Source organism: Corallococcus sp. AB011P, from assembly GCF_003611605.1.
Classification (GTDB): domain Bacteria; phylum Myxococcota; class Myxococcia; order Myxococcales; family Myxococcaceae; genus Corallococcus; species Corallococcus coralloides.
This window is the reverse complement of record NZ_RAVX01000006.1, coordinates 129,206-154,686: the sequence shown is the minus strand read 5'-3', so window position 1 is coordinate 154,686 and position 25,481 is coordinate 129,206. Positions and strand designations below refer to the sequence as shown.

Here is a 25,481-nt window from a genome sequence, read left to right as displayed (position 1 = left end):
GAACGTGAGCAGGCCGCGAGCCTTGCCGGGCTCGCGGCCTACTTCGAGGGCGCGCGGCTACTTCAGCTCCGCGAGCACGTCGAACACGGAGGGCCGGTGCGGCTTCCAGCCCAGCGCGCGAGCCCGCTTCGCGCGGATGCGGCTGTTGGACGCGAGCGCCAGCCGTCCCAGCTCCACGCCCCAGCGCTTCTCCCCTTCCGCCAGCGGCATGCTGCCCACGGGCAGGTGGAGGCTCTTGCCGATGGCCGTCACCACGTCCCGGAAGTTCGCCTCGCCGTTCTCCGCGAAGAAGAACGCCCCGGCCGGCGCGCGCTCCAGCACCAGGAGGTACAGGTCCGCCAGGTCCTCGATGTGCACGTTGGACCAGACGTTCTCGCCCTTCCCGATGTAGCGCGCCGTGCCCGACTCGCGCGCGTACCGGATGAGCGGCGGCAGCTGCACGCTGTCCGGGTTCAGGCCCAGGCCCTTGCCGTAGATGAGGCACGGGCAGATGACGTTCGAGTGGATGCCGTCCTTCGCGGCGTCCAGCACCGTCTTGTCCAGCGAGATGCGCGCCACCTTCTCCGGGACGGGCTCGATGGGCGTGTCCTCGTCGTGCACACCCGGGGTCAGCTCGCCGCCCGCGTCGGTGGCGACGATGCTGGAGCCGCTGGTGTGGATGAAGTGCTTGCCGGAGCCCTTCAGCGCGGCGAGCAGCGCCTCCACCACCTTGCGCTCGTCCGCGGACGCCGCGTTGATGACCGCGTCGGCTTCCTTCGCCAGCCGCGCGAGCGCGTCCAGGTCGTCGAACGAAGCGACCGTCGCCTGGATGCCGCGCGCCTCCAGCTCCCGCGCCTTGTCCTGCGTCCGGGCGGTGCCCACCACCTGGTGTCCCGCCGCCATCAACCGCGCCGCCACCGACCCGCCGATGTACCCCGTCGCGCCCAACACGAAGACTTTCATGATCCGCTCCCGTGAATGGGAGGAAACCTGCACTGTTCCCCCATGGACGGGTAGTGGCTTGCCGGGCACATGTCCTGTTCCTAGAGTTCTTGAATGACCCTCATCCAGGAGCCGCTCGCCGGTTTGGGCGCCTTCGTGCGCACGCTCGAAACGGGCAGCTTCAGCGCGGCGGCCCGGGCGCTCGGCGTGTCCCCTTCCGCGGTCAGCAAGACGGTGGCCCGCCTGGAGGGCCGGTTGGGGGTGCTGCTCCTCCAGCGCGGCACGCGGCGGCTCCAGCCGACACCGGAGGGGCTGTCCCTCTTCGAGCGGGGCCAGCGCATCGTGGCGGAGCTGGACGCGGCGCAAGGAGAGCTGCGCGAGTCGAAGGGTCCTCGCGGTCCGCTGCACGTCACCGCGCCCATGGACCTGGGCCGTCACTGGCTGGTGCCACGGCTGCCGGCGTTCCTCGCCGCGTATCCCCAGATTCAGTGCGCGCTGGGGCTTACGGACCGCTTCATCGACCTGGTGGAGGAGCGCGTGGACGTGGGGCTGCGCATGGGGGAGAGCGCGGACACGCGGCTCGTGCGGCGGCGGCTGGGAGAGTCTCGCGCCGTCATCTGCGCCTCACCCGCGTACCTGCGCCGGCACGGCACGCCCCGGAAGGTGGCGGACCTCCAGCGCCATGCGTGTCTGGCTTACTTACGCGGCGGCCAGCGCGTCCCGTGGCGACTGGATGGCAAGGAGGTGGACGTGCCCGGCCCCTTCGCGTCCGACAACAACGAAGCGCTGCTGACGTTGGCGCAGGAGGGCGTGGGCATCGCGCGCATCCCGGAGTTCGTCGCCACGCAGGCGCTGGCCTCCGGGCGGCTGCGGGCCGTGCTCGGCGAGGTGCACTCGCCGGGGCCCGACGTGTTCGTCGTCTATCCGGAGCGCCGGCACCTGTCGCCCCGCGTCCGCGTGTTCGTGGACTTCGTGGCGGACGCGTTCGCGCGCGAGGAGACGAGGCCGGGCACGAAGCCCCGGCCCCGGCGGTGACGGCGGTCAGTAGATCTTGTCGCCCTTCTCCACGCCGAAGGGGGAAGCCGGCATCTGGATGCCGTTCACCGTCGTCCCGCCGTTGTGGATGGAGGGGAACATGGGCTCCATGCTCTGCGGGAACCCGAACGTGGGCTTCGTGAGCTCATCCAGCCGGCCCAGCTCCTCGGCCGTGAGCTTCACGTCGGCGGCCTTCAGGTTGTCCTCGAGCTGCGCGATCCGCCGCGCGCCGATGATGGTCGAGCCCACCCCCGGCTTCGCCATGACCCAGGCCAGCGCCACGCGCGCCGGAGTGCTCTCATGCGCGCGAGCGATGGCCTCGAGCGCGTCGACGACGGAATAGGCCTTCTCGTTCAGGTAGGGCTCGATGAAGGCGCCCCGGTCTCCCTTCAGCTGGCCCGCGTTCTTGCGCGTGTACTTGCCGCTGAGCGCGCCGCTCTTGAGCGGCGACCAGGGGGTGATGCCCAGCCCGTGCTCCAGGGCCATGGGGACCAGTTCCTGCTCCACGCTGCGCTCGAGCAGTGAGTACTCAATCTGCAACCCGATGAAGGCCGACCAGCCCCGGAAGCGCGCGGTGACGTTGGCCTCGACGACCTTCCACGCGGGCGTGTCGGAGACGCCGAGGTAGCGGACCTTGCCGGCCCGGACCAGGTCCTCCAGCGCGGCCATCGTCTCGTCGATGGGCGTGTGCTTGTCCCAGTTGTGCAGCCAGTAGAGGTCGATGTAGTCGGTCTGCAGGCGGCGGAGCGAGTTCTCGCACGCCGAGATGATGGACTTGCGGCCGGAGCCGCCGCCGTTCGGGTCGCCGGGGTAGAGGTTGCCGCTGAACTTCGTGGCGATGACCAGGCGGTCGCGCCGGGCAGCGTGCTTGCCGACGTGGTCACCGATGATCTTCTCGGAGTGGCTCTTCGTGTAGAAGTTCGCGGTGTCGATGAAGTTGCCGCCCAGTTCGATGAACCGGTCGATGATGTGCTGGGACTCCTCCACGCTGGTGCCCCAGCCAAGGTCTTCACCGAACGTCATCGCACCAAGGCACAGCGGGCTCACGCGAAGGCCGGAGCGGCCGAGCGTGACGTAGTGGTCGAGAGGCATGGGGGCTCCAGGGGATGTGTTACCGTTTCAGGGAGGCCGAACTGGTTCAGCCTTGAATTGATTTAATTTTGTACCAATTTCCGCGCAAGGGCCCATGTCGAGAATCGACCCGGCGAAGATCTGGTCGCTGAACTACAACCTGTTGATGTCGGTCATCTCCGGGGTCTCCCCCGACATCGCCGGGTTGGGGTTGGACACGAAGGAGCTGTTCGTGCTGGCGCAGGTGGAGGAGCACCCCTACCCGGCCGAGCTGGCGGCGACCCTGAGCATGCCGAAGCCGACGGTGACGGTGTACGTGAAGCGGCTGGAGGCGGCGGGCTTCCTGCGCCGGGAGATCGACGCCGAGGACCTGCGGCGGCACCGGCTGCAGGTCACCCCGGCAGGCCGCAAGGTGACGGCGAAGGGGCTCGCGATGCTGTCGGAGGCGTTCGGCGCGCGGCTCGGACGCTTGAGTGCGGCGGAGCAGGCCGAGCTCCGGAGCCTGCTCGAGAAGCTGAGCTGACGTCGGCTTGAATCCAGCCAATCCCCTGGTGCGTAATCCCGGCCATGACGCCGAGGCGGTTTTCGCCCGGCCGGGAGTTCCCCATTCATGCAGACGCGTCGCGCGGGTGAAGTGGTTCTGGGTGCACTGGTGTGCTGGATGCTCGCTGCCTGTGGCGGCGACAAGGTGAAGGTCCAGGGCCACGTCACCAACGGAGGCGGGCAGCAGTCGCAGGGGCTCACCGACGGCGCGCCCGCGCTGGCCGGGGATGGGACGGTTTCGGCGGCGGCCACGGTGCGGATCAGCCGCGTGGTGGCGTCCGGAGACCTGACCACGCTGGCGGAGGCCGACGTCGAGGCGGATGGCAGCTACATGCTGGAGCTGGACGGCGCGGGGCAGCGGCTGATCATCGAAGCTGTAAACCGGGCGGGCGTCACGGTGGGCTCCGCGGTGCTGGACTCCACGACGCCGCAAACCGGTCAGGAGGTGCGCACGGCGCCGCCCATCACCAGTGAGTCCTCGCTGGAGGCGGAGGTCTTCGTCCAGATGGCGCGGGACGGGGACGCGGCGAACAGCGTGGACACGGTGGACCTGCGCGCGCGGCTGAACGCGGAGCAGGCGGCGGCGGTCCGGGGCCAGCTCAAGGAGACGGCGACCGAGTCGGTGGAGGCGCTCGCCGCGGCGGTGCGCGCGGCGCAAGCGACGCGGATCAAGGCGTACACCCGGGCCGGCGTGGCGGTCACGCAGGAGCAGCTCTTCAGTGCGTCGTTGGATGCGTCCGCGCAGTTGGACGCGGCGCTGGATGCCGGCGGACAGTCCGCGGCGGGGGCCTACGACACGTTCTTCGCGGCGGTGCGCGCGGCCACGCCCCAGGCGAACGACGCGCAGGACCAGCAGGCGGAGCGCGAGGCCAGCGTGGCCTATCGCATGGCTGTGGATGCGCGGCTGTCCTCGGGAGCAGGGATCGCGGTCGCGGACGTGTCATTGCGAGCCGCCGCCGCGCTGGAGGCCCGGGCCACCGAGGCCGCCGTGAAGGCCCTGCTCCAGGGCGCGAGCGCCACCGACCTGACAGTGCAGCAGGCGAACACCGCCGCCACGTCGCTGCGCGCGAACCTCTCTTCCGCCACGTCGGCCAGCGCCGCCGCCACGGCCTGGGCGAACTACAACACCCAGCTCGCGACCGGCGGCAGCACGTCTGTGATGGGGGCTCAGTTGGGGGTGACGAGCAGCAACCAGCTCGCCTTCGACTCGGCGGTCCACGTGGGAGCGCAGGCGGGCGCGACGCTCGAAGCCACGCTGGGCACGGTGCTGGAACAGTCCGGAAAGGCGTCCGCCACGGTGCTCTCGGACGCGGTGGTCAGTGCCTTCTCCACCTATGACGCCGCGGTGCGCGGAGGTGCCTCCGCCACCCTGACGGCCTTCGGCCCCAAGGCCACCACCGGAGTGGAGCTGCTGATCATCTCCGAGGGGTCGTTCCGGCTGCGGTAGGCGCCCGTTACGGATGAGGGGTGCCTTCCTCCGCTCGCTGCTCCTCCCGCCGCAGCGAGCGGTCCAGCACGAAGTTCCCGAACGGCACCAGCGACGCACCGAACACCGCGAGCGAACGGCGCGCCGTCCAGCCGTGTTCGGATGCCGCGCGAAACAGTGACGATACGAAGAGCAGGAACAGGAGCCCGTGGACGCTGCCGGTAATCCGCACCGCCAGGGGCTGATCCAACAGGTACTTCACCGGCATCGCGATGAAGAGCAGCCCCAGGAAGGACATCCCCTCCAGGAAGGCCACCCACCGCAGCTGTCTCAGCGCATTCATGTGTCCACCCAGGGCCAGCGCGGCCGGAAGACCATCAGCACCAACACGCAGAAGAACGGCACCGCGGCCCAGAGCGCCCCCGCCACCGTGCGCTGTCCTCTGGACGCCATGGCCACCAGCGCCAGCTGCGACACCAGCGACAGCGTCAACCCGCCCAGAATCCACGCCTCCGTCAACGCGATGTTGAACTGGAGCGTGAGCAGGTAGCCCGCCGTCCACGTCACCACCAACCCCGGTGACGCGATGGCGTGCACCGCGCGCTTGCGGTCCCGGGACTCCGTCGCGGCCAGCGCCCCCACGAGCCCGCCGCCGTAGAGCACCACACCCACGAACTTCAGCAGGAGCAGCAAGCGGTAGATCAACACCCGTCACACGTCCCGGACACGCAGTGGCGGCCATCGCCACGAAGCTCCGTCCGTATGACACGGGCCCCACCCCTACCGTGAGTGGCGGAAACGCCATCTTTCGACGGCTTCCCGCCACGGCACCCGGCTGGCGGGAACACCCCCACCCTGGCATCTTCCCGCCATGCACACCGTGGCCATCGTCGCGCTGGATGGAGTCGTGCCCTTCGACCTCGCGATTCCCACCGAGGTCTTCGGCCGCGTGCGACTGCCGGGCGGCGGCGCGGGCTACCAGGTCCGCGTCTGCGGCGTGACACCCGAGGTCCACGCGGGCGCATTCCGGGTGAAGACCCAGCACGGCCTGGGCGCGCTGGCACGCGCGGACACCATCGTCCTGCCGGGCATCTCGGATGTCTCCGTACCCTTTCCACCCCAGCTCCTGAAGGCGCTCCGCGCGGCGGCCCGCCGGGGCACGCGCATCGCGTCCATCTGCTCCGGGGCCTTCCTTCTGGCCGCGACCGGGCTGCTCGACGGGCTGCGCGCCACCACCCACTGGATGGGCACGGAGGAGCTGGCCCGACGCCATCCCCTCATCCAGGTGGATCCGAACGTCCTCTACGTCGACAACGGACAACTGCTCACTTCCGCGGGCGCGGCGGCGGGCCTGGACCTGTGCCTGCACCTGGTGCGGCGCGACCATGGCTCCGCCGTGGCGGCGGACGCGGCGCGGCTGGCCGTGATGCCGCTGGAGCGCGATGGCGGCCAGTCCCAGTTCATCACCCACGCACCGCCCTCACCGGAAGGCGCGTCGCTGGAGCCGCTCCTGCGCTGGATGGAGGACCACCTGCACCGCCCGCTCACGCTCCCGGCCCTCGCCCGGAAGGCGGCGATGAGCGAGCGCACCCTGAGCCGTCGCTTCCGGGAACAGACCGGCACCACGCCGCTCCAATGGCTCCTGCGCGCCCGCGTGCGCCGAGCCCAGCACCTGCTGGAGACCACCGGTCGGTCCGTGGAGGCCGTCGCGGAAGAAGTGGGCTTCCATTCGCCCACCACGTTCCGCGAACACTTCCAACGCTTCGTCACCACCAGTCCCCTCGCCTACCGCCGTGCGTTCCGGGGAGGAGCACGCCTCAGTGCTGGTGGCCGAAGCGCACCTCCACCTGTGGGTGCGCCGCGACGAAGGCGCGCAGCTTCTTGAAGCTCTCCACGCTGCGCGGCCCGTCCTCCGTGAAGGTGCCCGGCTCCACGTCGTGCTCCCAGCCCCAGCGCGTGTGGCTGGCGTCGCCCAACAGCAGCACCGGCCCCTTCGTGGAGCGCACGAGGTACGCGGTGCTGCCCGGCGTGTGCCCCGGCACCCAGAGCGCCCACACGGAGCCGTCCCCGAAGATGTCCACCGCGCCGTCGAAGAGGCCCTTCGGGTCGGCCGTGTAGTTCCACTCCGACAGCGCCGGCTTGCCCTCCAGCGCGCGGTCCGTGGCGCCCTGCACCACCAGGTTCCGGAAGGCGCGGAGGCCCGCCTCGCCCGGGCCGGTGTACACGGGCGTCCCCGCCGGTGCGTCCGCCATGCCGCTGATGTGATCCGGATGCAGGTGCGTGAGGAAGACGCCGGAGAGCGGCTGGGGCTGCTTCGCCAGCCACTCGCCCAGCGGCGCCAGCACCTTCATCTTCTCCATGTGCATCGCGCTTACGATGATGCTGCCCAGCGCCGCGCGGTCCGGCGCGTCCCGCAGCGCCGTCTCCACGCCCGTGTCCACGATGTACATCCCCTTCGTGGGGTGGCGCAGCGCGTGGAAGAAGACCTGCGCGGGCTCGTCTCCGTCCTCCAGGTGCGCCGCCTTCGCCGTCGGGTGGTCCAGGTTGATGAGGCCGCTCCGGTCCACGGCCCAGTCGCACGAAGTGACCGTCTCCAGCTCCACCGGCCCGGGCACGTCCAGCTCCGCCAGCACCGCGTCCGCCGGGCGCGTCACGCCGAGCGCGGACTTCTGGACGCCGTGCGAGGACGTGGCGCAGCCGGTGGTGAACCCAGCGATACCGAGGCAGAGCGCGAGCAGGGAGGACTTCATGGCGGACTCCTTCTTCCTTCCGGCGCGAGGCACCGGGCGTTCGGGACAGGCGGCAAGATGCGCGATGCACCTGTGGATGGGAATCCGCGAAAACGGCATGATGCCATCCATTCATGGATATCTCCTGGGACGACGCCCGGCTGTTCCTCGCCATCGCGGAGACGGGCAGCTTCAGCGGGGCCGCGCGGCGGCTGCGCATCGGACAACCCACGGTGAGCCGGCGGCTGGCCGCGTTGGAGTACGCGGTGGGCTCGGCGCTGTTCCGCCGGAGCGTGGATGGCGCGGCGCTCACGGCGGCCGGTGAGCGGCTGCTCGTGCCCGCGAAGAAGATGGCGGAGTGGGCCGGAGAGCTGCACCGCGCGGCGGAGTCCGCGGACAGCTCGCCCCGGGGCATCGTGCGCGTGACGGCCACGCCCTACATGAGCTTCGACTTCGTGGCCCCCTTCGCCGCCTTCGTCTCCCAGAAGCACCCGGGCCTGCGCCTGGAGGTGCAATCCCAGATTCAATACCTGGACCTGGGGCGCGGCGAGGCGGACCTCGCGCTGCGCGGACGGCCTCCCACCAGCGTGGACCTGAAGCTCGTGGACACGCTGGAGGTCCCCAACGCCGTCTTCGTGTCCAAGGCCCTCAAGGCCCGGCTGCCGAAGAAGGTGTCGCTCCAGCAGCTGCCCTGGGTGGCCTGGGCGCCTCCCTACGAAGCCGTCCCGCCCAACCCCCAATTGGAGTCGATGATCCCCGGCTTCAGTCCGTCATTCACGGCGGACAACTACCTGGTGATGCTCGCGGCGGCGGAGGCCGGCCTGGGCGCGATGGTGATGGCGCGCCTGGCGCACCGCTTCGCCCGCCCCTCGCGCCTGGTCCCGCTGGAGCTGGACCTGGGGCCCTTCTCCCGGAGCCAGACCCACCTGGTGTGCGCGAAGTCCGCGCTGGATATTCCCCGCGTACGACGTGTGTCAGAGCTGTTGTTGGAGGAGTTCCAACGAATTCGCCTGGGTCGATGAAAACCCCCAACGGCCGGAACCCCGCGTATTGTCCCCGCCATGCAATCCGCCCGCCCCGCCGCAGCATCCTACGTCCTCATCGACGCCGAGAACGTTGATTGGGCCGTCTCCAACATCGTCGGGCGCAAGCCCGAGCCCCAGGACCGGGTGCAGTTCGACCGGCTCGTCGCCTTCTGCGACACGTATTTCCCCAAGCCGGTGCGGTGCGTGGTGGTGCTCAATTCGCGCGGCGAGCAGCTGCCGGACGCGATGATTGGCTTCGTGCGCGCGCTGAAGTCCGCGGGCTGTGAAGTGGCTCTCTTGCACGGCCGTCCGGACCAGAAGGTCGTGGACCTGGGCATCCTCAAGCTGCTGGAGAACATCCGCACCCAGCGCCCGCAGGCGGCGGTGGGCCTGGCCAGCCACGACGGCGCGGACTTCGCGGAGGCGCTCAAGCCCCTGCTGGAAGAGAAGCGCCAGGTCGCTGTGCTCGGCCTGCGCGAGTACGTGAGCCAGAAATTCCGCGAGCTCACCCCGCTGGGCCTGAAGGTCGTCGACCTGGAGCTCAACGCCCGCGTGTTCCAGCGTCCCCTTCCCCGGCTGCTGCCGGTCAACGTGGACGAGTTCGATCCTTCGCTGTTCGTCTAGCCGCGGTTTCCACGCCGGAGTCCGTCCATGTCATCCGAGTCCGTCCCCCAGCGCGGTGCCGCGTCCGCTTCGCTGCACGCCCTGCTGGAAGCGGAGTGGCAGTACTCGCTCCAGCAGTACCCCACCTACGCGTCGCTCCTGGGGGACCGGCGCTGGAATGACCGATGGGATGACCTGAGCCTCACGGCGCTGGAGGCGGATCACCAGCACAGCCACACCGTGCTGCGCAGGCTTCAGGACGTGGACCGCGCCGCGCTGGACAGCGACGCGGACCGGCTGCACCTGGACCTCTTCCGCCGGATGCACGAGACCTGGATTGAAGAGTACGGGGTGAAGAGCCACCTCCTGCCCCTCAACCAGATGGGAGGCCTGCCGGAGGGGCTCAAGCAGCCGCCGGGGCTCCAGACGGCGTACCAGCTCGCGGACACGCTGCGCTTCGAGACGGTGCGGGACTACGAGGACTGGGTGAAGCGGCTGGAAGGCTTCGGCGCCTACGCGGATCAGGTGGTGGCGCTGATGCGCGAGGGCATGCGCCAGCACCGCATCCACCCGCGCATCGTGCTCCAGCGCATCCCGCCGCAGCTGGAGCGGCAGGTGGTGAAGGATCCGACGCAGAGCGGCTTCTACGGCCCCTTCACCCGCATGCCGAAGGACTTCTCTCCCGAGGACGCGCGAAGGCTTTCGCAGGCGGGCCGTGACGCCATCGCGAACACCGTGGTGCCCGCGCTGAAGCGCGCCCTGGACTTCGTCACCTCGGAGTACCTGCCCGCCGCGCCGGAGACGGTGGGCGTGTGGCAGTTCCCGGACGGCGAAGCGCTGTACACGGTGCTCGCGCGCCGGCACACGACGACGCGGATGACACCGGAGGAGATCCACGCGGTGGGCCTGGCGGAGGTCCAGCGGCTGCGCGCGGAGATGGACGCGGTGATGGCGCGCACGGGCTACACCGGCACGCTCCAGGGCTTCTTCGAAACGCTGCGCACGGAGACGCGCTTCTATGAGCCCACCGGCGAGTCGCTGCTCGCGCGCTACCGGACGCTGGCCCGCCGCATCGACCCGCTGCTCCCGCGGCTGTTCCGGACGATGCCGAAGAAGCCCTACGTCGTCGAACCCATCCCGGAGGCCATGGCCCCGGACGTGACGACGGGCTTCTACTTTCCGGCCTCCGCGGACGGCTCGCGCCCGGGCACCTTCCAGGTGAACCTCTACCGCCCGGAGACGCGGCCCGTCTGGGAGATGGTGCCCCTGACGCTGCACGAGGCCGTGCCCGGCCACCACTTCCAGGTGTCCCTGGCCTCCGAGCAGACGGACGTGCCGGACTTCCGCCGCTTCACGTCCTACGTGGCCTTCGATGAAGGTTGGGCGCTCTACAGCGAGTCCCTGGGCGACGAGCTGGGCCTGTACGACGACCCGCACGACAAGTTCGGCCAGCTCGCCTACGAGATGTGGCGCGCGGTGCGGCTGGTGGTGGACACCGGCCTGCACGCGAAGCGGTGGACGCGGAAGCAGGCACTGGACTTCTTCATGGAGAACGCGCCGCGCCAGGAGCTGGACGTCACCAACGAGGTGGACCGCTACATCGCGTGGCCCGGCCAGGCGCTGGCGTACAAGGTCGGCCAGCTGCGCATCCGCGCGCTGCGCGACAGGGCGGAGGCCGCGCTGGGGGCGAGCTTCGACGTGAAGGCCTTCCACGACGAGGTGCTCCTGACGGGCTCGCTGCCGTTGGACGTGCTGGAGGCGAAGCTCGACGCGTGGGTGGCCCGGGAGTCCGCGTGAAGCATCCGCTCGTCGCCGGGCTTCTACTGGGAGGCGTGGCCCTGCTGGCGATGGCGGCCTGGGTCGCGGTGCGCAGCGCGCGCTACATCTCCCAGGAGGTGCACCCGCCCCGGCAACCGGTGGGCAGTCCTCCGAAGGACGCGGAGCTCACCGGCCTGCGTGACGTGGCGTTCCAGGACCGCGACGGCCTCCAGCTCAAGGGCTGGTACCTGCCGCCGCGCGACGGGGCGCTCGTCGTCCTGGTCCATGGGCTGTCGGGCAACCGCACGCAGCTGTTGCCCGAGGCCCGCTTCCTGGCCCGGGCCGGGTACGGGCTGGTGCTCTTCGACCTGGGCGCGCACGGCGAGAGCGGCGGCACGGTGTCCACCTACGGCGACCGCGAGGCGGCCCAGGTGCGGGCGGCGGTGGACTTCGCCGCGCTCCAGCCGGAGGTGGACGCGAAGCGCATCGGCGCGCTCGGGTTCTCCCTGGGGGGCTACTCGGTGCTGAAGGCCGCGGCGGAGGATCCGCGCCTCAAGGCCGTGGTGGTGGAGGCCGCGGCCGTGGCCCCCGCCCAGGCGCTCCAGGACGAGCTGGGACACTGGGGTCCCCTGGGCCTGTGGCCGGCGCTGGGGGTGATGAAGCGCGCGGGCGTGGACGTGAACGCCGTGCAGCCCGCGCGGGACATGGCCGCGCTCGCGGGCCGCCCCGTGCTGCTGGTGGCGGGCGAGTCGGATCCGTGGGTGCCGGACGCGGCCCTGGACGACCTGCTTCGCCAGGGTCAAGGACCCTGGGAGAAGTGGCGCGTGCCGGGCGCGGGGCACGAGAGCTACCTCCAGATTTCGCCCGAAGAATATCCACGCAGGGTGCTGGCGTTCTTCTCGCGCTTTCTCTGAATGTGGTGGTTGGGGAGCGGCCGAGGGACCGGCTGGATGTAAGGAATCTGCCCAGACGCGATCATTCCATTCCAGGCATGGCATGCTGTGTGACCGGGTTGACCCGTCTTTCCCATTCTCTTCAATCTCAAACGCCCGGAACCTGACGCTCGGATGGCCCTGGGGGATAAGTCCGTGGACGCAGCGCACATGCAGACAGTGGTGGCGCGTTTCACCGCGCAAGCGTCCCTGACGCCCGACGCCGAGGCGGTCCGGTTCGAGGGAGCGGGACTGACGTACGCGGCGCTGGACCGCCGCTCCAACCAGCTCGCGCACCACCTGCGGGGCCTGGGCGTCACCACGGACGTGCTCGTGGGCGTGTGCCTGGAGCGCTCGGTGGAGATGGTGGTGGCGGTGCTGGCCGTGCTCAAGGCTGGCGGCGCGTATCTGCCATTGGACCCGGCCTATCCCGCGCCACGTCTGGCTTTCATGTTGGAGGACGCGAAGGCGCCGGTGCTGCTCACCCAGGCGAAGCTGCGCGCGGGGTTGCCTGCCTTCGCGGGCCCGGTGCTGTGCCTGGATGAGTCCCCTGCCCTCTTCGCTCCGGAGGCCCCGGCCTCGCCGGTGGACGCGTCCAGCCTGGAGGGGCTCGCCTACGCCATCTACACGTCCGGCTCCACGGGCACGCCCAAGGGCGTGGCCATGGGGCACCGGCCGCTCGCCAACCTCATCGCGTGGCAACTGGGCCAGTCCATCGCGGGGCCGGGCACGCGCACGCTGCAGTTCTCCCCGCTGTCCTTCGACGTGTCGTTCCAGGAGCTGTTCGGCACCTGGTGCTCCGGCGGAACGCTGGTGCTGGTGCGGGACGAGCTGCGGCTGGATGCCGTGCTGCTATTGCAGCTGTTGGCGGCCGAGCGCGTGGAGCGGCTGTTCCTGCCCTTCATCGCGCTGCAGAACGTGGCGGAGATCGCCACCTCGCACCAGAAGGTTCCGCCCGCCCTGCGCGAGGTCGTCACCGCGGGCGAGCAGCTCCAGGTGACGCACCACCTGCGCGCGTTCTTCTCCGCGCTGCCGGGCTGCGCGCTGCACAACCACTACGGCCCGTCGGAGACGCACGTCGTCTCCAGCTACGTGCTCCGGGGCTCGCCCGACACGTGGCCCGCGCTGCCGCCCATTGGCAAGGCGGTGGACGGCTGCGAGCTGCTGGTGCTGGACGAGCAGAAGAAGCCCGTGCCGCAGGGCGAGTCCGGCGAGCTGTTCCTCGCGGGCGTGTGCCTGGCGAAGGGCTACCTGCACCGCGAGGCGCTGACGGCGGAGCGCTTCGTGCCGCACCCGCTCAAGCCCGCTACCGGCGAGCGCGCGTACAAGACGGGCGACCTGGCGCGCGTGCTGCCGGACGGCAACGTGGAGTTCCTGGGCCGCATCGACGGCCAGGTGAAGGTGCGCGGCTACCGCATCGAGCTGGGCGAGATTGAAGTCGCGCTGGGCAGCCACCCCGCGGTGAAGCAGGTGGCGGTGGTGGCGCGCGAGGACGTGCCCGGCGACAAGCGGCTGGTGGCCTACGTCGTCCCGGACGGCACGCTGGAGCACGCGGCCGGAACGCTGCGGCGCCACCTGTCCACGCGGGTGCCGGACTACATGGTGCCCTCCGCGTTCGTGGTGATGGACGCCCTGCCGCGCACGCCCAGCGGGAAGATTGATCGCCGGAGCCTGCCCGCCCCGCTGCCCACGCGGCCGGAGCTGCAGCAGGCGTTCGTCGCGCCGCGCTCGCCGCTGGAGCGCACGATCGCTGACGCGTGGGCGCAGCTGTTGCGCATCGACCGGGTGGGCGTGCACGACAGCTTCTTCGAGCTGGGCGGCAACTCGCTGCTCGCGCTCCAGTGCGTGGCGCGGCTGCGGCAGGCGCACGGGCTGGAGATCCCCATCGTCCAGCTGTTTCAGTCCCCCACGGTGGCGCAGCTGGCGGCGGTGCTGACGGGGGACGCGTCGCGTCCGTCGCTCAAGCAGCTGGCGGAGGCGCGGCAGGCGAAGCGGCAGCTGGCGGCGGGCGGCGCGGAGCCGGTGGCCATCATCGGCATGGCGGGCCGCTTCCCGGGCGCGCCTGACGTCGAGACGTTCTGGAAGAACCTGGTGGGCGGCGTGGAGTCCGTCGCCACCTTCACGCGCGAGGAGGTGGACCCGTCCGTGCCCGCCGCCGAGCGCGACGCCCCCGAGTACGTGCGGGCGCGCGGCGTCCTGGACGGCGTGGAGCTGTTCGACGCGGCCTTCTTCGGGATCATGCCGAAGGAGGCGCAGGTGATGGATCCGCAGCAGCGCCTGTTCCTGGAGACGGCGTGGGAGGCGCTGGAGTCCGCCGGCTGCGTGCCGGAGACGTACCCCGGCCTCATCGGCGTCTTCGCGGGCACGCACAACAACAGCTACCAGCCGCTGCACGTGCTGCCCCGGCAGGACATCGTGGGCCGGGTGGGCGCCTTCCAGGCGATGGTCGCCAACGAGAAGGACTACGTGGCGACCCGCGTCGCGCACAAGCTGGACCTGCGCGGGCCCGCGCTGTCGCTCAACACCGCGTGCTCCACGTCGCTGGTCGCGGTGGCGCAGGCCTTCTGGGCGCTCCAGACGCACCAGTGCGACGTGGCGCTGGCGGGCGGCGCGTCCGTGACGGTGCCGCAGAAGTCCGGCCACCTGTACCAGGAGGGCGGCATGCTCTCCCAGGACGGGCACTGCCGCCCCTTCGACGCGAACGCCACCGGCACCCTCTTCAGCGACGGCCTGGGCGCGGTGGTGCTCAAGCGCCTGTCGGACGCGCAGGCGGACGGCGACGTCATCCACGCGGTGCTGCGCGGCGTGGGCATCAACAACGACGGCGCTGCCAAGGTGAGCTTCGCGGCGCCGGGCGTGGAGGGCCAGTCCACCGCCATCGCGACGGCGCACGCGAACGCGGGCGTCGACCCGCGCACCATCCGCTACGTGGAGGCGCACGGCACGGCGACGCCGCTGGGCGACCCCATCGAGGTGGAGGCACTGTCCCAGGCGTTCCGCGCGCACACCTCCGACACGGGCTTCTGCGCCATCGGTTCGGTGAAGAGCAACTTCGGCCACCTCACCGCCGCGGCGGGCGTGGCGGGTCTCTTGAAGACGGTGCTCTCGCTGAAGCACCGCGAGCTGCCGCCGACGCTGCACTTCCAGACGCCCAACCCCAAGATCGACTTCCCGCGCAGCCCCTTCTTCGTGCAGGCGAAGCGCTCCGCGTGGCCGGAGGGCACGGGCCCCCTGCGCGCGGGGGTGAGCTCGTTCGGCGTGGGCGGCACCAACGCGCACGTCGTGGTGGAGGAGGCCCCGGAGCGTCCGGCCTCCGGTCCTTCGAAGCCGCGACAGCTCCTGACGATTTCGGCGAAGACGCCCGCGGCCGTGACGCAGGCGGCGCTGCGGCTGGCCGCGCACCTCCAGGCGCATCCGGAGGACTCGCTCGCGGACGTGGCGCACACGCTGGCCACGGGCCGCAAGGCGTTCCCGTTCCGCCGCGCAGTGGTGGCGGGCACCCATGAGGAAGCGGTGCGGGCGCTGACGGCCGCGGAGCCGGAGGCCTCCGGGCTGGAGTCCACGCCGCCCGTCGCGTTCCTCTTCCCGGGACAGGGCTCGCAGCATCCGGACATGGCGCACGGGCTGTACCGCCACGCGCCGGCCTTCCGCGCCACGGTGGATGCGTGCGCGGAGGTGCTCAAGCCGCTGCTCGGGCGCGACCTGCGCGAGGTGCTCTTCCCCAAGGACCCGGAATCTCCCGAGGCCGCGGAGACGCTGCGCCAGACGTCGTTCGCGCAGGCGGCCCTCTTCACGGTGGAGTACGCGCTCGCGCAGCTCTGGTGGAGCTGGGGCGTGCGGCCGGGCGCGCTCGTTGGCCACAGCGTGGGCGAGTTCGTCGCCGCGTGCCTCGCGGGCGTCTTCACGTTGGAGGACGCGCTGCACCTGGTGGCGAAGCGCGGCCAGCTGATGCAGGCCCAGGCGCCGGGCAGCATGCTGTCGGTGCGCCTGTCCGCCGAAGCGGTGGCGCCCAAGCTGACGGACGGGCTGGCCATCGCGTCGGACAACGGGCCCCGCCTGTGCGTGGTGTCCGGGCCCACGGAGGCCGTGCAGCGGCTGCAGGCCGCGCTGGAGGCGGAGGGCACCGCGTGCCGGATGCTCCAGACGTCGCACGCGTTCCACTCGCCGATGATGGACGCCGCGGTGGCGCCCTTCCTGGAGACGGTGAAGGGCATGCGCCTGTCCGAGCCGCGCATCCCCATCGTCTCCACCGCGACGGGCACGTGGCTGAAGGCCGCCGAGGCGACGTCGCCTGAATACTGGGCGCGGCACCTGCGTGACACGGTCCGCTTCTCCCCCGCGCTGCGTACGCTCTGGGACAAGGGCGACCACCTGCTGTTGGAGGTGGGCCCGCGCGTGACGCTCGCCACGCTGGCGCGGCAGCAGGCCACGGCCGACCAGCGCTCGCGGGTGTTTGCCTCCCTGGGCGAGTCCACCGGCGATGCCGCGGACTGGACCGCCCTGTTGACCGCCGCGGGCCAGCTCTGGCGCCGGGGCGTGGCCCTGGACTGGCGGGCCTTCCACGCCGACGAGCAGCGCCAGCGCGTCACCCTTCCCACGTATCCCTTCCAGCGGCAGCGCCACTGGATCGACCTTGAGCGGGCGTCCGTGCCCGCCCCCACCCTCTCCACCGGAGTCGCCGTGAGTCCCGCCCCTGTTCCCCGTGCCGAGCGTCTCGTCCCCACCCTGCGCAACCTGTTCGAGGAGCTGAGCGGCCTGGAGCTGGCCGACGCGGATCCGGGCGCGAGCTTCCTGGAGCTGGGACTCGATTCGCTGGTGCTCACGCAGGCGGCGCTCGCGGTGCAGAAGCAGTTCGGCGTGAAGGTGACGTTCCGGCAGCTCCTGGAAGAGGTCCCGTCGCTGGGACTGCTCGCCGCGTTCCTCGACGGCCGCATGCCGCCTGAGGCCGCGCCCGCCCCGGTGGCCGCCGCGCCGGCCGCGCAGCTCACCGCGAACATCCTCGGACAGCCGCAGGTCGCCCCGTCCGCGGGCGCCGCGTTCCCCGCGCAGGGCACGCCCGCCGGCGCCGCGTTCCCGGCCCAGGCCGCTGGCGCCTTCCCCGCGCAGGCCGTGCCCGCGCAGTTCGCCTCCGCCGGTGCCGCGTTCCAGGCACAGGCGATGGCCGCGCCCGCCGGGAGCCTCCAGGCAGTCGTCGCGCAGCAGCTCTGGCTGATGACGCAGCAACTCGCGCTGTTGTCCGGGCAGCCCGCGCAGGGCGTGGCCTCGCAGTCCTTCGCTCCGGCGCCTACGGCGCAGCCGCAGCCCGCGCAGGCGCCAGCCGAGCACGTGGCCTCGCAGGCCCCGGCCGCGCAGCAGCAGGCCGCCCAGCCCGCGCCCGCCGCCGCGCCGGATGAGGCCGACCTCAAGGGCCCGGTGAAGTACGACGTGAAGAAGGCCTTCGGCGCCATCGCGCGCATCAGCCTGGCGCCGAAGGACGCGCTCACGCCCCGCCAGCAGACGTACCTGGAGGACTTCACCCGCCGCTACAACACGAAGACGCAGGGCTCCAAGCGCTACGCCCAGGACAACCGGAACCAGCTGTCGGATCCGCGCGTGGTGACGGGCTTCCGCCCGCTGCTCAAGGAACTCATCTACCCGCTGGCCGTGAACCGCTCCAAGGGCTCCAAGCTCTGGGACATGGACGGCAACGAGTACCTGGACGCGCTCAACGGCTTCGGGTCCGTGATGTTCGGCCACGCGCCGGACTTCATCACCCAGGCCGTGCGCAAGCAGGTGGACGACGGCTACGAGCTGGGGCCCATGCACCCCCTGGCCGGCGAGGTCGCGAAGCTCGTCTGTGAATTTACCGGCGCGGACCGCGCGGCGCTCTGTAACACCGGCTCCGAGGCGGTGATGGGCGCGATGCGCATCGCCCGCACCGTCACCGGCCGCAGCACCATCGCCATCTTCAGCGGCAGCTACCACGGCATCTTCGACGAGGTGCTGGTGCGCGGCACCAAGAGCCTGCGCACCGTGCCGGCCGCCCCGGGCATCATGGCGGGCGCGGTGCAGGACGTGCTGGTGCTGGACTACGGCACGCCGGAGTCGCTCGAAATCCTGCGCGCCCGCGCGGACTCGCTGGCCGCCATCATGGTGGAGCCCGTGCAGAGCCGCCGCCCGGACTTCCAGCCGCGCGAGTTCCTGCACCAGCTGCGCGACCTCACCCAGAAGTCCGGCTCCGTCTACATCTTCGACGAGGTCATCACCGGCTTCCGCATGCACCCGGGCGGCGCGCAGGCAATCTTCGGCGTGCAGGCGGACGTGGCCACCTACGGCAAGGTCGTGGGCGGCGGCATGCCCATTGGCGTCATCGCGGGCAAGCGCCCGTTCATGGACGCGCTGGACGGCGGCCACTGGCAGTTCGGCGACGACTCCGTGCCCACGGTGGGCGTGACGTACTTCGCGGGCACGTTCGTGCGTCACCCGCTGGCGCTCGCCGCCGCGAAGGCCGCGCTGGAGCACATGAAGGCCGCGGGCCCGGAGCTCCAGCGCAGCGTGAGCGCCAAGGCGGACACGCTCGCCACCACGCTCAACGCGTTCTTCGACGAGGTGGGCGCCCCGCTGCGCATCAAGCACTTCGGGTCGCTGTGGAAGACGTTCGTCACGGCGGACGCCGCGAACGCGGACCTGCTGTTCTGCCTGCTGCGCGACAAGGGCATCCACATCTGGGATGGCTTCCCGTGCTTCTTCACCACCGCGCACTCGGACGAGGACGTGCAGCGCCTCATCACCGCGTTCCAGGACAGCGTCACGGAGCTGCAGGACGCGGGCTTCCTGCCCGGCACGGCCCGCGCCCAGACGCAGGCCCCCGCCGCCTTCGATTCCAACCAACCCCCCGTCCCCGGCGCCCGCCTGGGGCGTGATCCGCAGGGCAACCCCGCCTGGTTCGTCCCGCACCCCACGGTGCCCGGCAAGTTCGTCAAGCTGAGCGAGACCCGATGAAGACCCCCGCGACCCCGATTCAGGACCTGCCCGAGGATTTCGACCCGTTCGCCGGGCCCGCGCTGCTGCTCACCGCGCCGTCCACCGAGCCCCAGCGCGAGGTGTGGACCGGCGTGCAGATGGGCCCGGACGCGTCGTGCGCCTTCAACGAGTCCATGTCCGTGCGGCTGCACGGCCCGCTGAACGTCGAGTCCCTGCGCGCCGCGCTCCAGGACCTGAGCGAGCGGCACGAAGCGCTGCGCACCACGTTCAGCGCGGATGGCCTCACGCTGTGCGTGGCCGCCACCACGCCCTTCCCGCTGGAAGTGCTCGCGCTGGACGCACTGCCGTCCTCCGAGCGCGACGCCCGCGTCCGCGAGCTCGTGGCCCAGGAGGTGGAGACGCCGCTGCCCCTGGAGTCGGGACCGCTCCTGCGTCCGCGCCTGGCCCGGCTGTCCGCGGAAGAGCACCTGCTGACGCTGACCGCGCACCACATCGTGTGCGACGGCTGGTCCATGGCGGTGATGCTGCGCGACCTGGCGACGTTCTATTCAGCGCACGCGCGGCGCACCCCGCACACGCTGTCGCCCGCGCCCACGTTCAGCGACTACGCCCGCGCGCAGGCCCAGCTGGCCACGACGCCGGAGTACGCCGAGCACGAGCGCTACTGGCTGAAGCAGTTCTCCGGCTCGCTGCCGGTGCTGGAGCTGCCGTTGGACCGGCGCCGTCCGCCGTCCAAGACGTACAGCTCCCGGCGTGAGGACTACGCCCTGGAGCCCGCGCTCGTGGAGCAGCTCAAGCGCGTGGGTGCGCGCCACGGTGGCAGCTTCTTCACCACGCTGCTCGCGGGCTTCAAGGCGCTGTTGCACCGGCTGACGGGGCTGGAGGACGTGGTGGTGGCCATCCCCGCCGCGGGCCAGTCCGTGGCCGGCCTGAAGGACCTGGTGGGCCACTGCGTGAACTCGCTGCCCCTGCGCAGCAACGTCGCCGCGGAGGCGCCCTTCACGCAGGTGCTCAAGCAGCTGCGCACCACGATGCTCGATGCCTACGAGCACCAGGAGTACACGTTCGGCACGCTGCTCAAGCAGCTGGCGCTGCCGCGCGACCCCAGCCGTCTGCCGCTGGTCAACGTGCTGTTCAACGTGGACCAGGCCGTCACGGGCGAGCAACTGGCGTTCCAGGGCCTCACCTGCACGCTGGCGAGCAACCCGCGCCACTACGAGAACTTCGACCTCTTCATCAACGCGGCCGAGGCCCATGGCCGCGTGGTGCTGGAGTGCCAGTACAACACCGACCTCTTCGATGGCTCCACGGTTCGCCGCTGGATGTCATGTTACGAAGAATTGCTGCGGGGCGTGGTCGCCGACGCGGAAGCGCCCGTTTCGCGCCTGCCGCTGCTGCCCGCCGCTGAGAAGCAGCGCATGCTGGTGGACTGGAACGCCACCGAGAAGCCGTTTGACCGGAACGCCTTCGTCCACACGCTCGTGGCCGCCCAGGCCCAGGCCACACCCGACGCGGTGGCCCTGCGCGCGGGGGACGTGACGCTCACGTACCAGCAGCTGATCCAGCGCGCCCATCAGGTGGCGAACGCGCTGAAGCAGGAGGGCGTCGCGGCCGGAAGCCTCGTCGGCCTCTTCACGAATCGCGGCGCGGACATGGTCGTGGGCCTGCTGGGCATCCTCGAAGTGGGTGCTGGCTACGTCCCGCTCGACTCCGGCTTCCCGCCCGAGCGTCTGGCCTTCATGGTCGAGGACGCGAAGCTCTCCACCATCCTCACGCAGCAGGCCCTGGCGGCGTCCCTGCCGTCCACCAGCGTGAAGCCCCTGCTCATCGAGGACACGGCCTCGCAGCCCGAGTCCGCGCTCCCGGCGCAGGACGTCACGCCCGAAGCCGTGGCGTACGTCATCTACACGTCGGGTTCGACGGGCAAGCCGAAGGGCGTGCGTGTTCCGCACCGCGCGGTGGTGAACTTCCTGAGCACCATGCAGGAGGCCCCGGGCCTCTCGCCCCAGGACGTGCTGCTGGCCGTCACCACGCTCTCCTTCGACATCGCCGTGCTGGAGCTGCTGCTGCCGCTCACCACCGGCGCCCAGGTGGTGCTCGCCTCGCGCGACACCGCCTCCGACGGCGCGCTCCTCAAGGCGGCCATCGAGGCCAACGCCGTCACCGTCATGCAGGCCACGCCCTCCACCTGGCGTCTCCTGCTGGAGGCAGGCTGGCAGCCGCGTCCCGGCTTCAAGGCTCTCGTCGGTGGCGAGGCCCTTCCTCGCGAGCTGGCCGAAACACTCCTCGCCCGCGTCGCCAGCCTCTGGAACATGTACGGCCCCACGGAGACCACTGTCTGGTCCACCACCTGGCGCGTGCAGCCCCCGCTCTCCTCCATCCGCATCGGCCGGCCCATCGCCAACACCCAGCTCTACCTCCTCGACGCGCACCTGGCCCCCGTGCCGGTGGGTGTCGCGGGCGAGCTGTACATCGACGGCGACGGCGTGACGCTGGGCTACCTCCACCGCCCGGAGCTGACGCAGGAGCGCTTCCTGCCCAACCCCTTCCGCGCCGGCGAGCGCATGTACCGCACGGGCGATTTGGCCCGGTGGCTGGCCGACGGCACCGTCGAGTACCTGGGCCGCAATGACTCGCAGGTGAAGCTGCGCGGCTTCCGCATCGAGCTGGGCGAAGTCGAGGCGGCCCTTGCCTCGCACCCGTCGCTGGCCCAGGCCGTCGCCCTCGTTCGCGAGGACCGCCCCGGTGACCGTCGCCTCGTCGCGTATCTCATCACGCGGCCCGGTCAGACGATCCCGGCGGATGAAGCCCTGCGCGCGCACCTCAAGCAGGGGCTGCCGGAGTACATGGTCCCGCAGCACTTCGTGGCCCTGCCCGCGCTGCCGCTCACGCCGAACGGCAAGGTGGACCGCAAGGCCCTGCCTTCGCCGCAGGTGGAGTCGCAGGAGGACGCCTTCGTCGCGCCTCGCGACGAGACGGAGCAGAAGCTCGCGACCATCTTCGCGGACGTGCTGGGGCTGCGCCGGGTGAGCGTCACCGCGGACTTCTTCCGCATGGGCGGCCACTCGCTGCTGGCGTCGCAGGCCCTCACGCGCGCGAGCCGCGACCTGGACGTGAGCCTCACGCTGCGCCGCATGTTCGAAGCGCCCACCGTGGAGAAGCTCGCCCGGCTGGTGCGCGGCGACGACGGGGCCACGAGCCCCGCGCAGCGCATCTCGCCCCGTGCGGGCACCGCGCCCGCGCCGCTGTCCCTCATGCAGCAGCGGCTGTGGTTCCTGGAGCAGCTCAACCCGGGCACGGCCGTCTACAACCTGCCCTCCGCGTTCCGCCTGCACGGCGCGCTGGACGTGGGCGCGCTGCGCTTCAGCTTCAACAAGCTGCTGGAGCGCCAGTCGTCCCTGCGCACCTTCGTGCGGTGGGACGAGGGCACGCCGGTGCAGCACGTGGCCCCGTCCCTGACGGTGGAGCTGGAGCCGGTGGACCTGGAGCCCGTCCCCGCGCACACGCGTGAGGAGGACCTGCTGCGCCGCCTCCAGGCGCTGGCGGACGAGTCCATCCCCATCACCGCCGCGCCGCTGTTCCGGCTGACGCTGTTCCGGCTGGGCGCCAACGAGCACGTCCTCTTCTTCATGCCCCATCACCTCATCTGGGATGGGTGGTCGTTCGACGTGTTCCTGCGCGAGCTGGACGTCATCTACTCCGCGCTCACGAAGGGCCAGGAGCCCAAGCTCCCCACCCTGCCCATCCAGTACGCGGACTTCACCGAGTGGCACCGCAACTGGCTCCAGGGCGAGGAGCTGGAGCGGCAGGCCCGCTACTGGAAGGGGAAGCTCTCCGGGAACCTGCCCGCGCTGGAGCTGCCCACGGACAAGCCGCGCCCCGCGCAGATGAGCCTCAAGGGCGGCACCGAGCCCTTCGTGCTTACCGGCGCGGAGGTGGCCGCCCTCACGAAGCTGGGCCGCGAGTCCAACGCGACGCTGTACATGGTGCTGCTCACGGCGTTCAAGACGCTGCTGCACCGCTACAGCGGCCAGGAAGACCTGGTCGTGGGAACGCCCATCCGGGGCCGCTCGCATCCGGAGGTCGAGGACCTGCTGGGCTTCTTCGTCAACACGCTCGTCCTGCGCACGCAGCTGGCGCCGGAGCAGACGTTCCGGCAGCTGCTGGAGCGCGTGCGCACCACGTGCATGGAGGCCTTCGGCCACCAGGACATGCCCATCGAGCTGCTGATGCAGCAGCTGGGCGTGCAGCGCGACCTGAGCCGCACGCCGCTGTTCCAGACGTTCTTCACCTTCCAGGACGTGCGCAACCGCGGCGCCAGCCTGGGTGACCTCACCTACGGCCAGGTGCACGTGCACGCGCACGCGACGCCGCTGGACCTGAGCTTCTGGGTGAAGGAGACGGCGAACGGCATCGTCGGCGGCATGGACTACAACACCGACCTGTTCGAGCGGGACACCGTCGTCCGCATGCTCGAGCAGATCCGCACGCTGCTGCGCGCCGCGGTATCCGACGCGGAGGTGCCGGTGTCGCGCATGCCGCTGCTGCCCGAGGCGGAGAAGCAGCGCGTGCTAGCGGACTGGAACGCCACCGAGAAGCCGTTCGACCGGACCGCCTTCGTCCACACGCTCGTGGCCGCCCAGGCCCGGGCCACCCCCGACGCGGTGGCCCTGCGCTCCGGCGCCGTGACGCTCACGTATCAGCAGCTGCTCCAGCGCAGCCACCAGGTGGCGAACGCGCTCAAGCAGGAGGGCGTCACCGCCGGGAGCCTCGTCGGCCTCTTCACCGAGCGCGGTCCGGACATGGTGGTGGGCCTGCTGGGCATCCTCGAAGCGGGCGCCGGCTACGTCCCGCTCGACCCCGGCTTCCCGCCCGAGCGTCTGGCCTTCATGGTCGAGGACGCGCAGCTCTCACTCGTGCTCACCCAGCGCGCGCTCCAGAGCACCCTGCCCTCCACCACGGCGAAGTCCCTCTTCGTCGAGGACACCGCGTCGCAGGCGGACACGGCCCCCGAGGTTGCCGGTGTCACGCCCGAAGCCGTGGCGTACGTCATCTACACGTCGGGTTCGACGGGCAAGCCCAAGGGCGTGCGCGTTCCTCACCGGGCGGTGGTGAACTTCCTGAGCACCATGCAGGAAGCCCCGGGCCTCTCGCCGCAGGACGTGCTGCTGGCCGTCACCACGCTCTCCTTCGACATCGCCGTGCTGGAGCTGCTGCTGCCGCTCACCACCGGCGCCCAGGTGGTGCTCGCCTCGCGTGACACCGCCTCCGACGGTGCGCTCCTCAAGGCCGCGCTGGAGTCCAACGCCGTCACCGTCATGCAGGCCACGCCCTCCACCTGGCGCCTTCTGCTGGAGGCCGGCTGGCAGCCGCGCCCCGGCTTCAAGGCCCTCGTCGGTGGCGAGGCCCTTCCTCGCGAGCTGGCCGAAACACTCCTCGCCCGCGTCGCCAGCCTCTGGAACATGTACGGCCCCACGGAGACCACCGTCTGGTCCACCACCTGGCGCGTGCAGCCTCCCCTCTCCTCCATCCGCATCGGCCGGCCCATCGCCAACACCCAGCTCTACCTCCTCGACGCGCACCTGGCCCCCGTGCCGGTGGGCGTCGCGGGTGAGCTGTACATCGGCGGCGATGGCGTCACGCTGGGCTACCTCCACCGGCCAGAGCTGACGCAGGAGCGCTTCCTGCCCAACCCCTTCCGCGCTGGCGAGCGCATGTACCGCACGGGCGATTTGGCCCGGTGGCTGGCCGACGGCACCGTCGAGTACCTGGGCCGCAATGACTCGCAGGTGAAGCTGCGTGGCTTCCGCATCGAGCTGGGCGAAGTCGAGGCGGCGCTCGCTTCGCACCCGTCGCTGGCTCAGGCCGTGGCCCTCGTTCGCGAGGACCGCCCTGGTGACCGCCGCCTTGTCGCGTACCTGGTGACGAAGCCGGGACAGGCCTACACGGACACGGAGCTTCGCAAGCACCTGCGCTCGCAGCTGCCGCAGTACATGGTGCCGCAGCACTTCGTGGAGCTGGAGTCGCTGCCGCTCACGCCGAACGGCAAGGTGGACCGCAAGGCCCTGCCGCCTCCGGCGGGCACCACGCGTCCCGTCGAGGATGCCTTCGTCGCGCCGCGCACTCCGACGGAGCAGCACCTGGCGCGCGTCTGGCGGGAGGTGCTCGGCATCGCGCAGGTGGGCGTGCACGACAACTTCTTCAACATCGGCGGGCACTCACTCCTGTCCTTCCAGGTGGTGATGCGCGTCCGGAAGGAGCTGAACCAGGAACTGCACCCGCGCACGCTCCTGCTCAACACGCTGGAGCAGGTGGCCTCGCAGCTCGCGCCCGCGGCGGCGGCTCCGTCGCCCGCTGCCAGGACGCAGCCCGTCACGCCGACAAAGACTGCCGCCCCGGAGACTTCTGTTCCCCTGGCGCAACGCTTGTTCAATAAGCTGAAGGGGAAACTGCCGGGGCGCTCGGACTGAGCGGC

Annotated in this window: 15 protein-coding genes; 10 read left to right on the top strand and 5 right to left on the bottom strand. The window is 71.0% G+C overall.

The window, feature by feature from the left end:
- Positions 1–57: 57 nt before the first annotated feature.
- Positions 58–942 (bottom strand): NAD-dependent epimerase/dehydratase family protein, encoded by an 885-nt coding sequence (locus tag D7X30_RS18730; RefSeq protein ID WP_120564309.1) that lies wholly within the window; start codon positions 940–942, stop codon positions 58–60.
- A gap of 93 nt (positions 943–1,035) precedes the next feature.
- On the opposite strand from D7X30_RS18730, the gene D7X30_RS18725 reads away from it, so the two are divergent.
- Positions 1,036–1,956 carry a LysR family transcriptional regulator gene (locus tag D7X30_RS18725; RefSeq protein WP_120564308.1) on the top strand — a complete coding sequence of 307 codons (921 nt, stop codon included), beginning with the start codon at positions 1,036–1,038 and terminating at the stop codon, positions 1,954–1,956.
- A gap of 6 nt (positions 1,957–1,962) precedes the next feature.
- Here D7X30_RS18725 and D7X30_RS18720 read toward each other — a convergent pair whose 3' ends face one another.
- The gene (locus tag D7X30_RS18720; protein WP_120564307.1) at positions 1,963–3,048 is read right to left on the bottom strand and encodes an aldo/keto reductase; all 1,086 of its coding nucleotides are present in this window, start codon (positions 3,046–3,048) and stop codon (positions 1,963–1,965) included.
- A gap of 94 nt (positions 3,049–3,142) precedes the next feature.
- Here D7X30_RS18720 and D7X30_RS18715 point away from each other — a divergent pair, with 94 nt between their 5' ends.
- Positions 3,143–3,550, top strand: a complete 408-nt coding sequence (locus D7X30_RS18715) for a MarR family winged helix-turn-helix transcriptional regulator (protein WP_199724412.1) — start codon at positions 3,143–3,145, stop codon at positions 3,548–3,550.
- An 87-nt stretch (positions 3,551–3,637) separates the two neighbouring features.
- Positions 3,638–5,017 carry a hypothetical protein gene (locus D7X30_RS18710; protein WP_147443240.1) on the top strand — a complete coding sequence of 460 codons (1,380 nt, stop codon included), beginning with the start codon at positions 3,638–3,640 and terminating at the stop codon, positions 5,015–5,017.
- Positions 5,018–5,024: 7 nt separating this feature from the next.
- On the opposite strand, the gene D7X30_RS18705 is transcribed toward D7X30_RS18710, so the two are convergent.
- Both D7X30_RS18705 and D7X30_RS18700 read right to left on the bottom strand, forming a co-directional pair.
- The gene (locus D7X30_RS18705) at positions 5,025–5,339 is read right to left on the bottom strand and encodes a DUF3817 domain-containing protein (RefSeq protein ID WP_120564305.1); all 315 of its coding nucleotides are present in this window, start codon (positions 5,337–5,339) and stop codon (positions 5,025–5,027) included.
- A complete protein-coding gene (locus tag D7X30_RS18700) occupies positions 5,336–5,704 on the bottom strand; it encodes a hypothetical protein (RefSeq protein WP_120564304.1) in 369 nt (122 codons plus the stop codon). Before D7X30_RS18700 ends, D7X30_RS18705 begins: the two co-directional genes overlap by 4 nt.
- 163 nt (positions 5,705–5,867) lie before the next feature.
- On the opposite strand from D7X30_RS18700, the gene D7X30_RS18695 reads away from it, so the two are divergent.
- Complete coding sequence (locus tag D7X30_RS18695; RefSeq protein WP_120564303.1) at positions 5,868–6,881, top strand: GlxA family transcriptional regulator; 1,014 nt, start codon at positions 5,868–5,870, stop codon at positions 6,879–6,881.
- Here the strand turns inward: D7X30_RS18695 and D7X30_RS18690 are convergent.
- A complete protein-coding gene (locus tag D7X30_RS18690) occupies positions 6,814–7,746 on the bottom strand; it encodes an MBL fold metallo-hydrolase (RefSeq protein WP_120564496.1) in 933 nt (310 codons plus the stop codon). The genes D7X30_RS18695 and D7X30_RS18690 overlap by 68 nt on opposite strands.
- A gap of 113 nt (positions 7,747–7,859) precedes the next feature.
- Between D7X30_RS18690 and D7X30_RS18685 the strand changes: the two genes are divergently transcribed.
- The 6 genes from D7X30_RS18685 to D7X30_RS18660 all read left to right on the top strand — a co-directional run bounded on the left by D7X30_RS18685 (position 7,860) and on the right by D7X30_RS18660 (position 25,476).
- Complete coding sequence (locus tag D7X30_RS18685; protein WP_120564302.1) at positions 7,860–8,747, top strand: LysR family transcriptional regulator; 888 nt, start codon at positions 7,860–7,862, stop codon at positions 8,745–8,747.
- Between the two features lie 39 nt (positions 8,748–8,786).
- A complete protein-coding gene (locus tag D7X30_RS18680; RefSeq protein WP_120564301.1) occupies positions 8,787–9,374 on the top strand; it encodes an NYN domain-containing protein in 588 nt (195 codons plus the stop codon).
- Positions 9,375–9,401: 27 nt separating this feature from the next.
- Positions 9,402–11,150, top strand: coding sequence for a DUF885 family protein (locus D7X30_RS18675; protein ID WP_120564300.1), 1,749 nt, complete (start codon positions 9,402–9,404; stop codon positions 11,148–11,150).
- Positions 11,147–12,025, top strand: a complete 879-nt coding sequence (locus D7X30_RS18670; protein ID WP_147443239.1) for an alpha/beta hydrolase — start codon at positions 11,147–11,149, stop codon at positions 12,023–12,025. Before D7X30_RS18675 ends, D7X30_RS18670 begins: the two co-directional genes overlap by 4 nt.
- 174 nt (positions 12,026–12,199) lie before the next feature.
- Positions 12,200–19,024 carry a polyketide synthase gene (locus D7X30_RS18665; protein ID WP_158619292.1) on the top strand — a complete coding sequence of 2,275 codons (6,825 nt, stop codon included), beginning with the start codon at positions 12,200–12,202 and terminating at the stop codon, positions 19,022–19,024.
- Entirely contained in the window at positions 19,021–25,476 is a 6,456-nt protein-coding gene (locus tag D7X30_RS18660; RefSeq protein ID WP_120564297.1) for a non-ribosomal peptide synthetase, read from the top strand. The genes D7X30_RS18665 and D7X30_RS18660 overlap by 4 nt, the downstream gene beginning before the upstream one ends.
- The last annotated feature ends 5 nt before the right edge of the window (positions 25,477–25,481 follow it).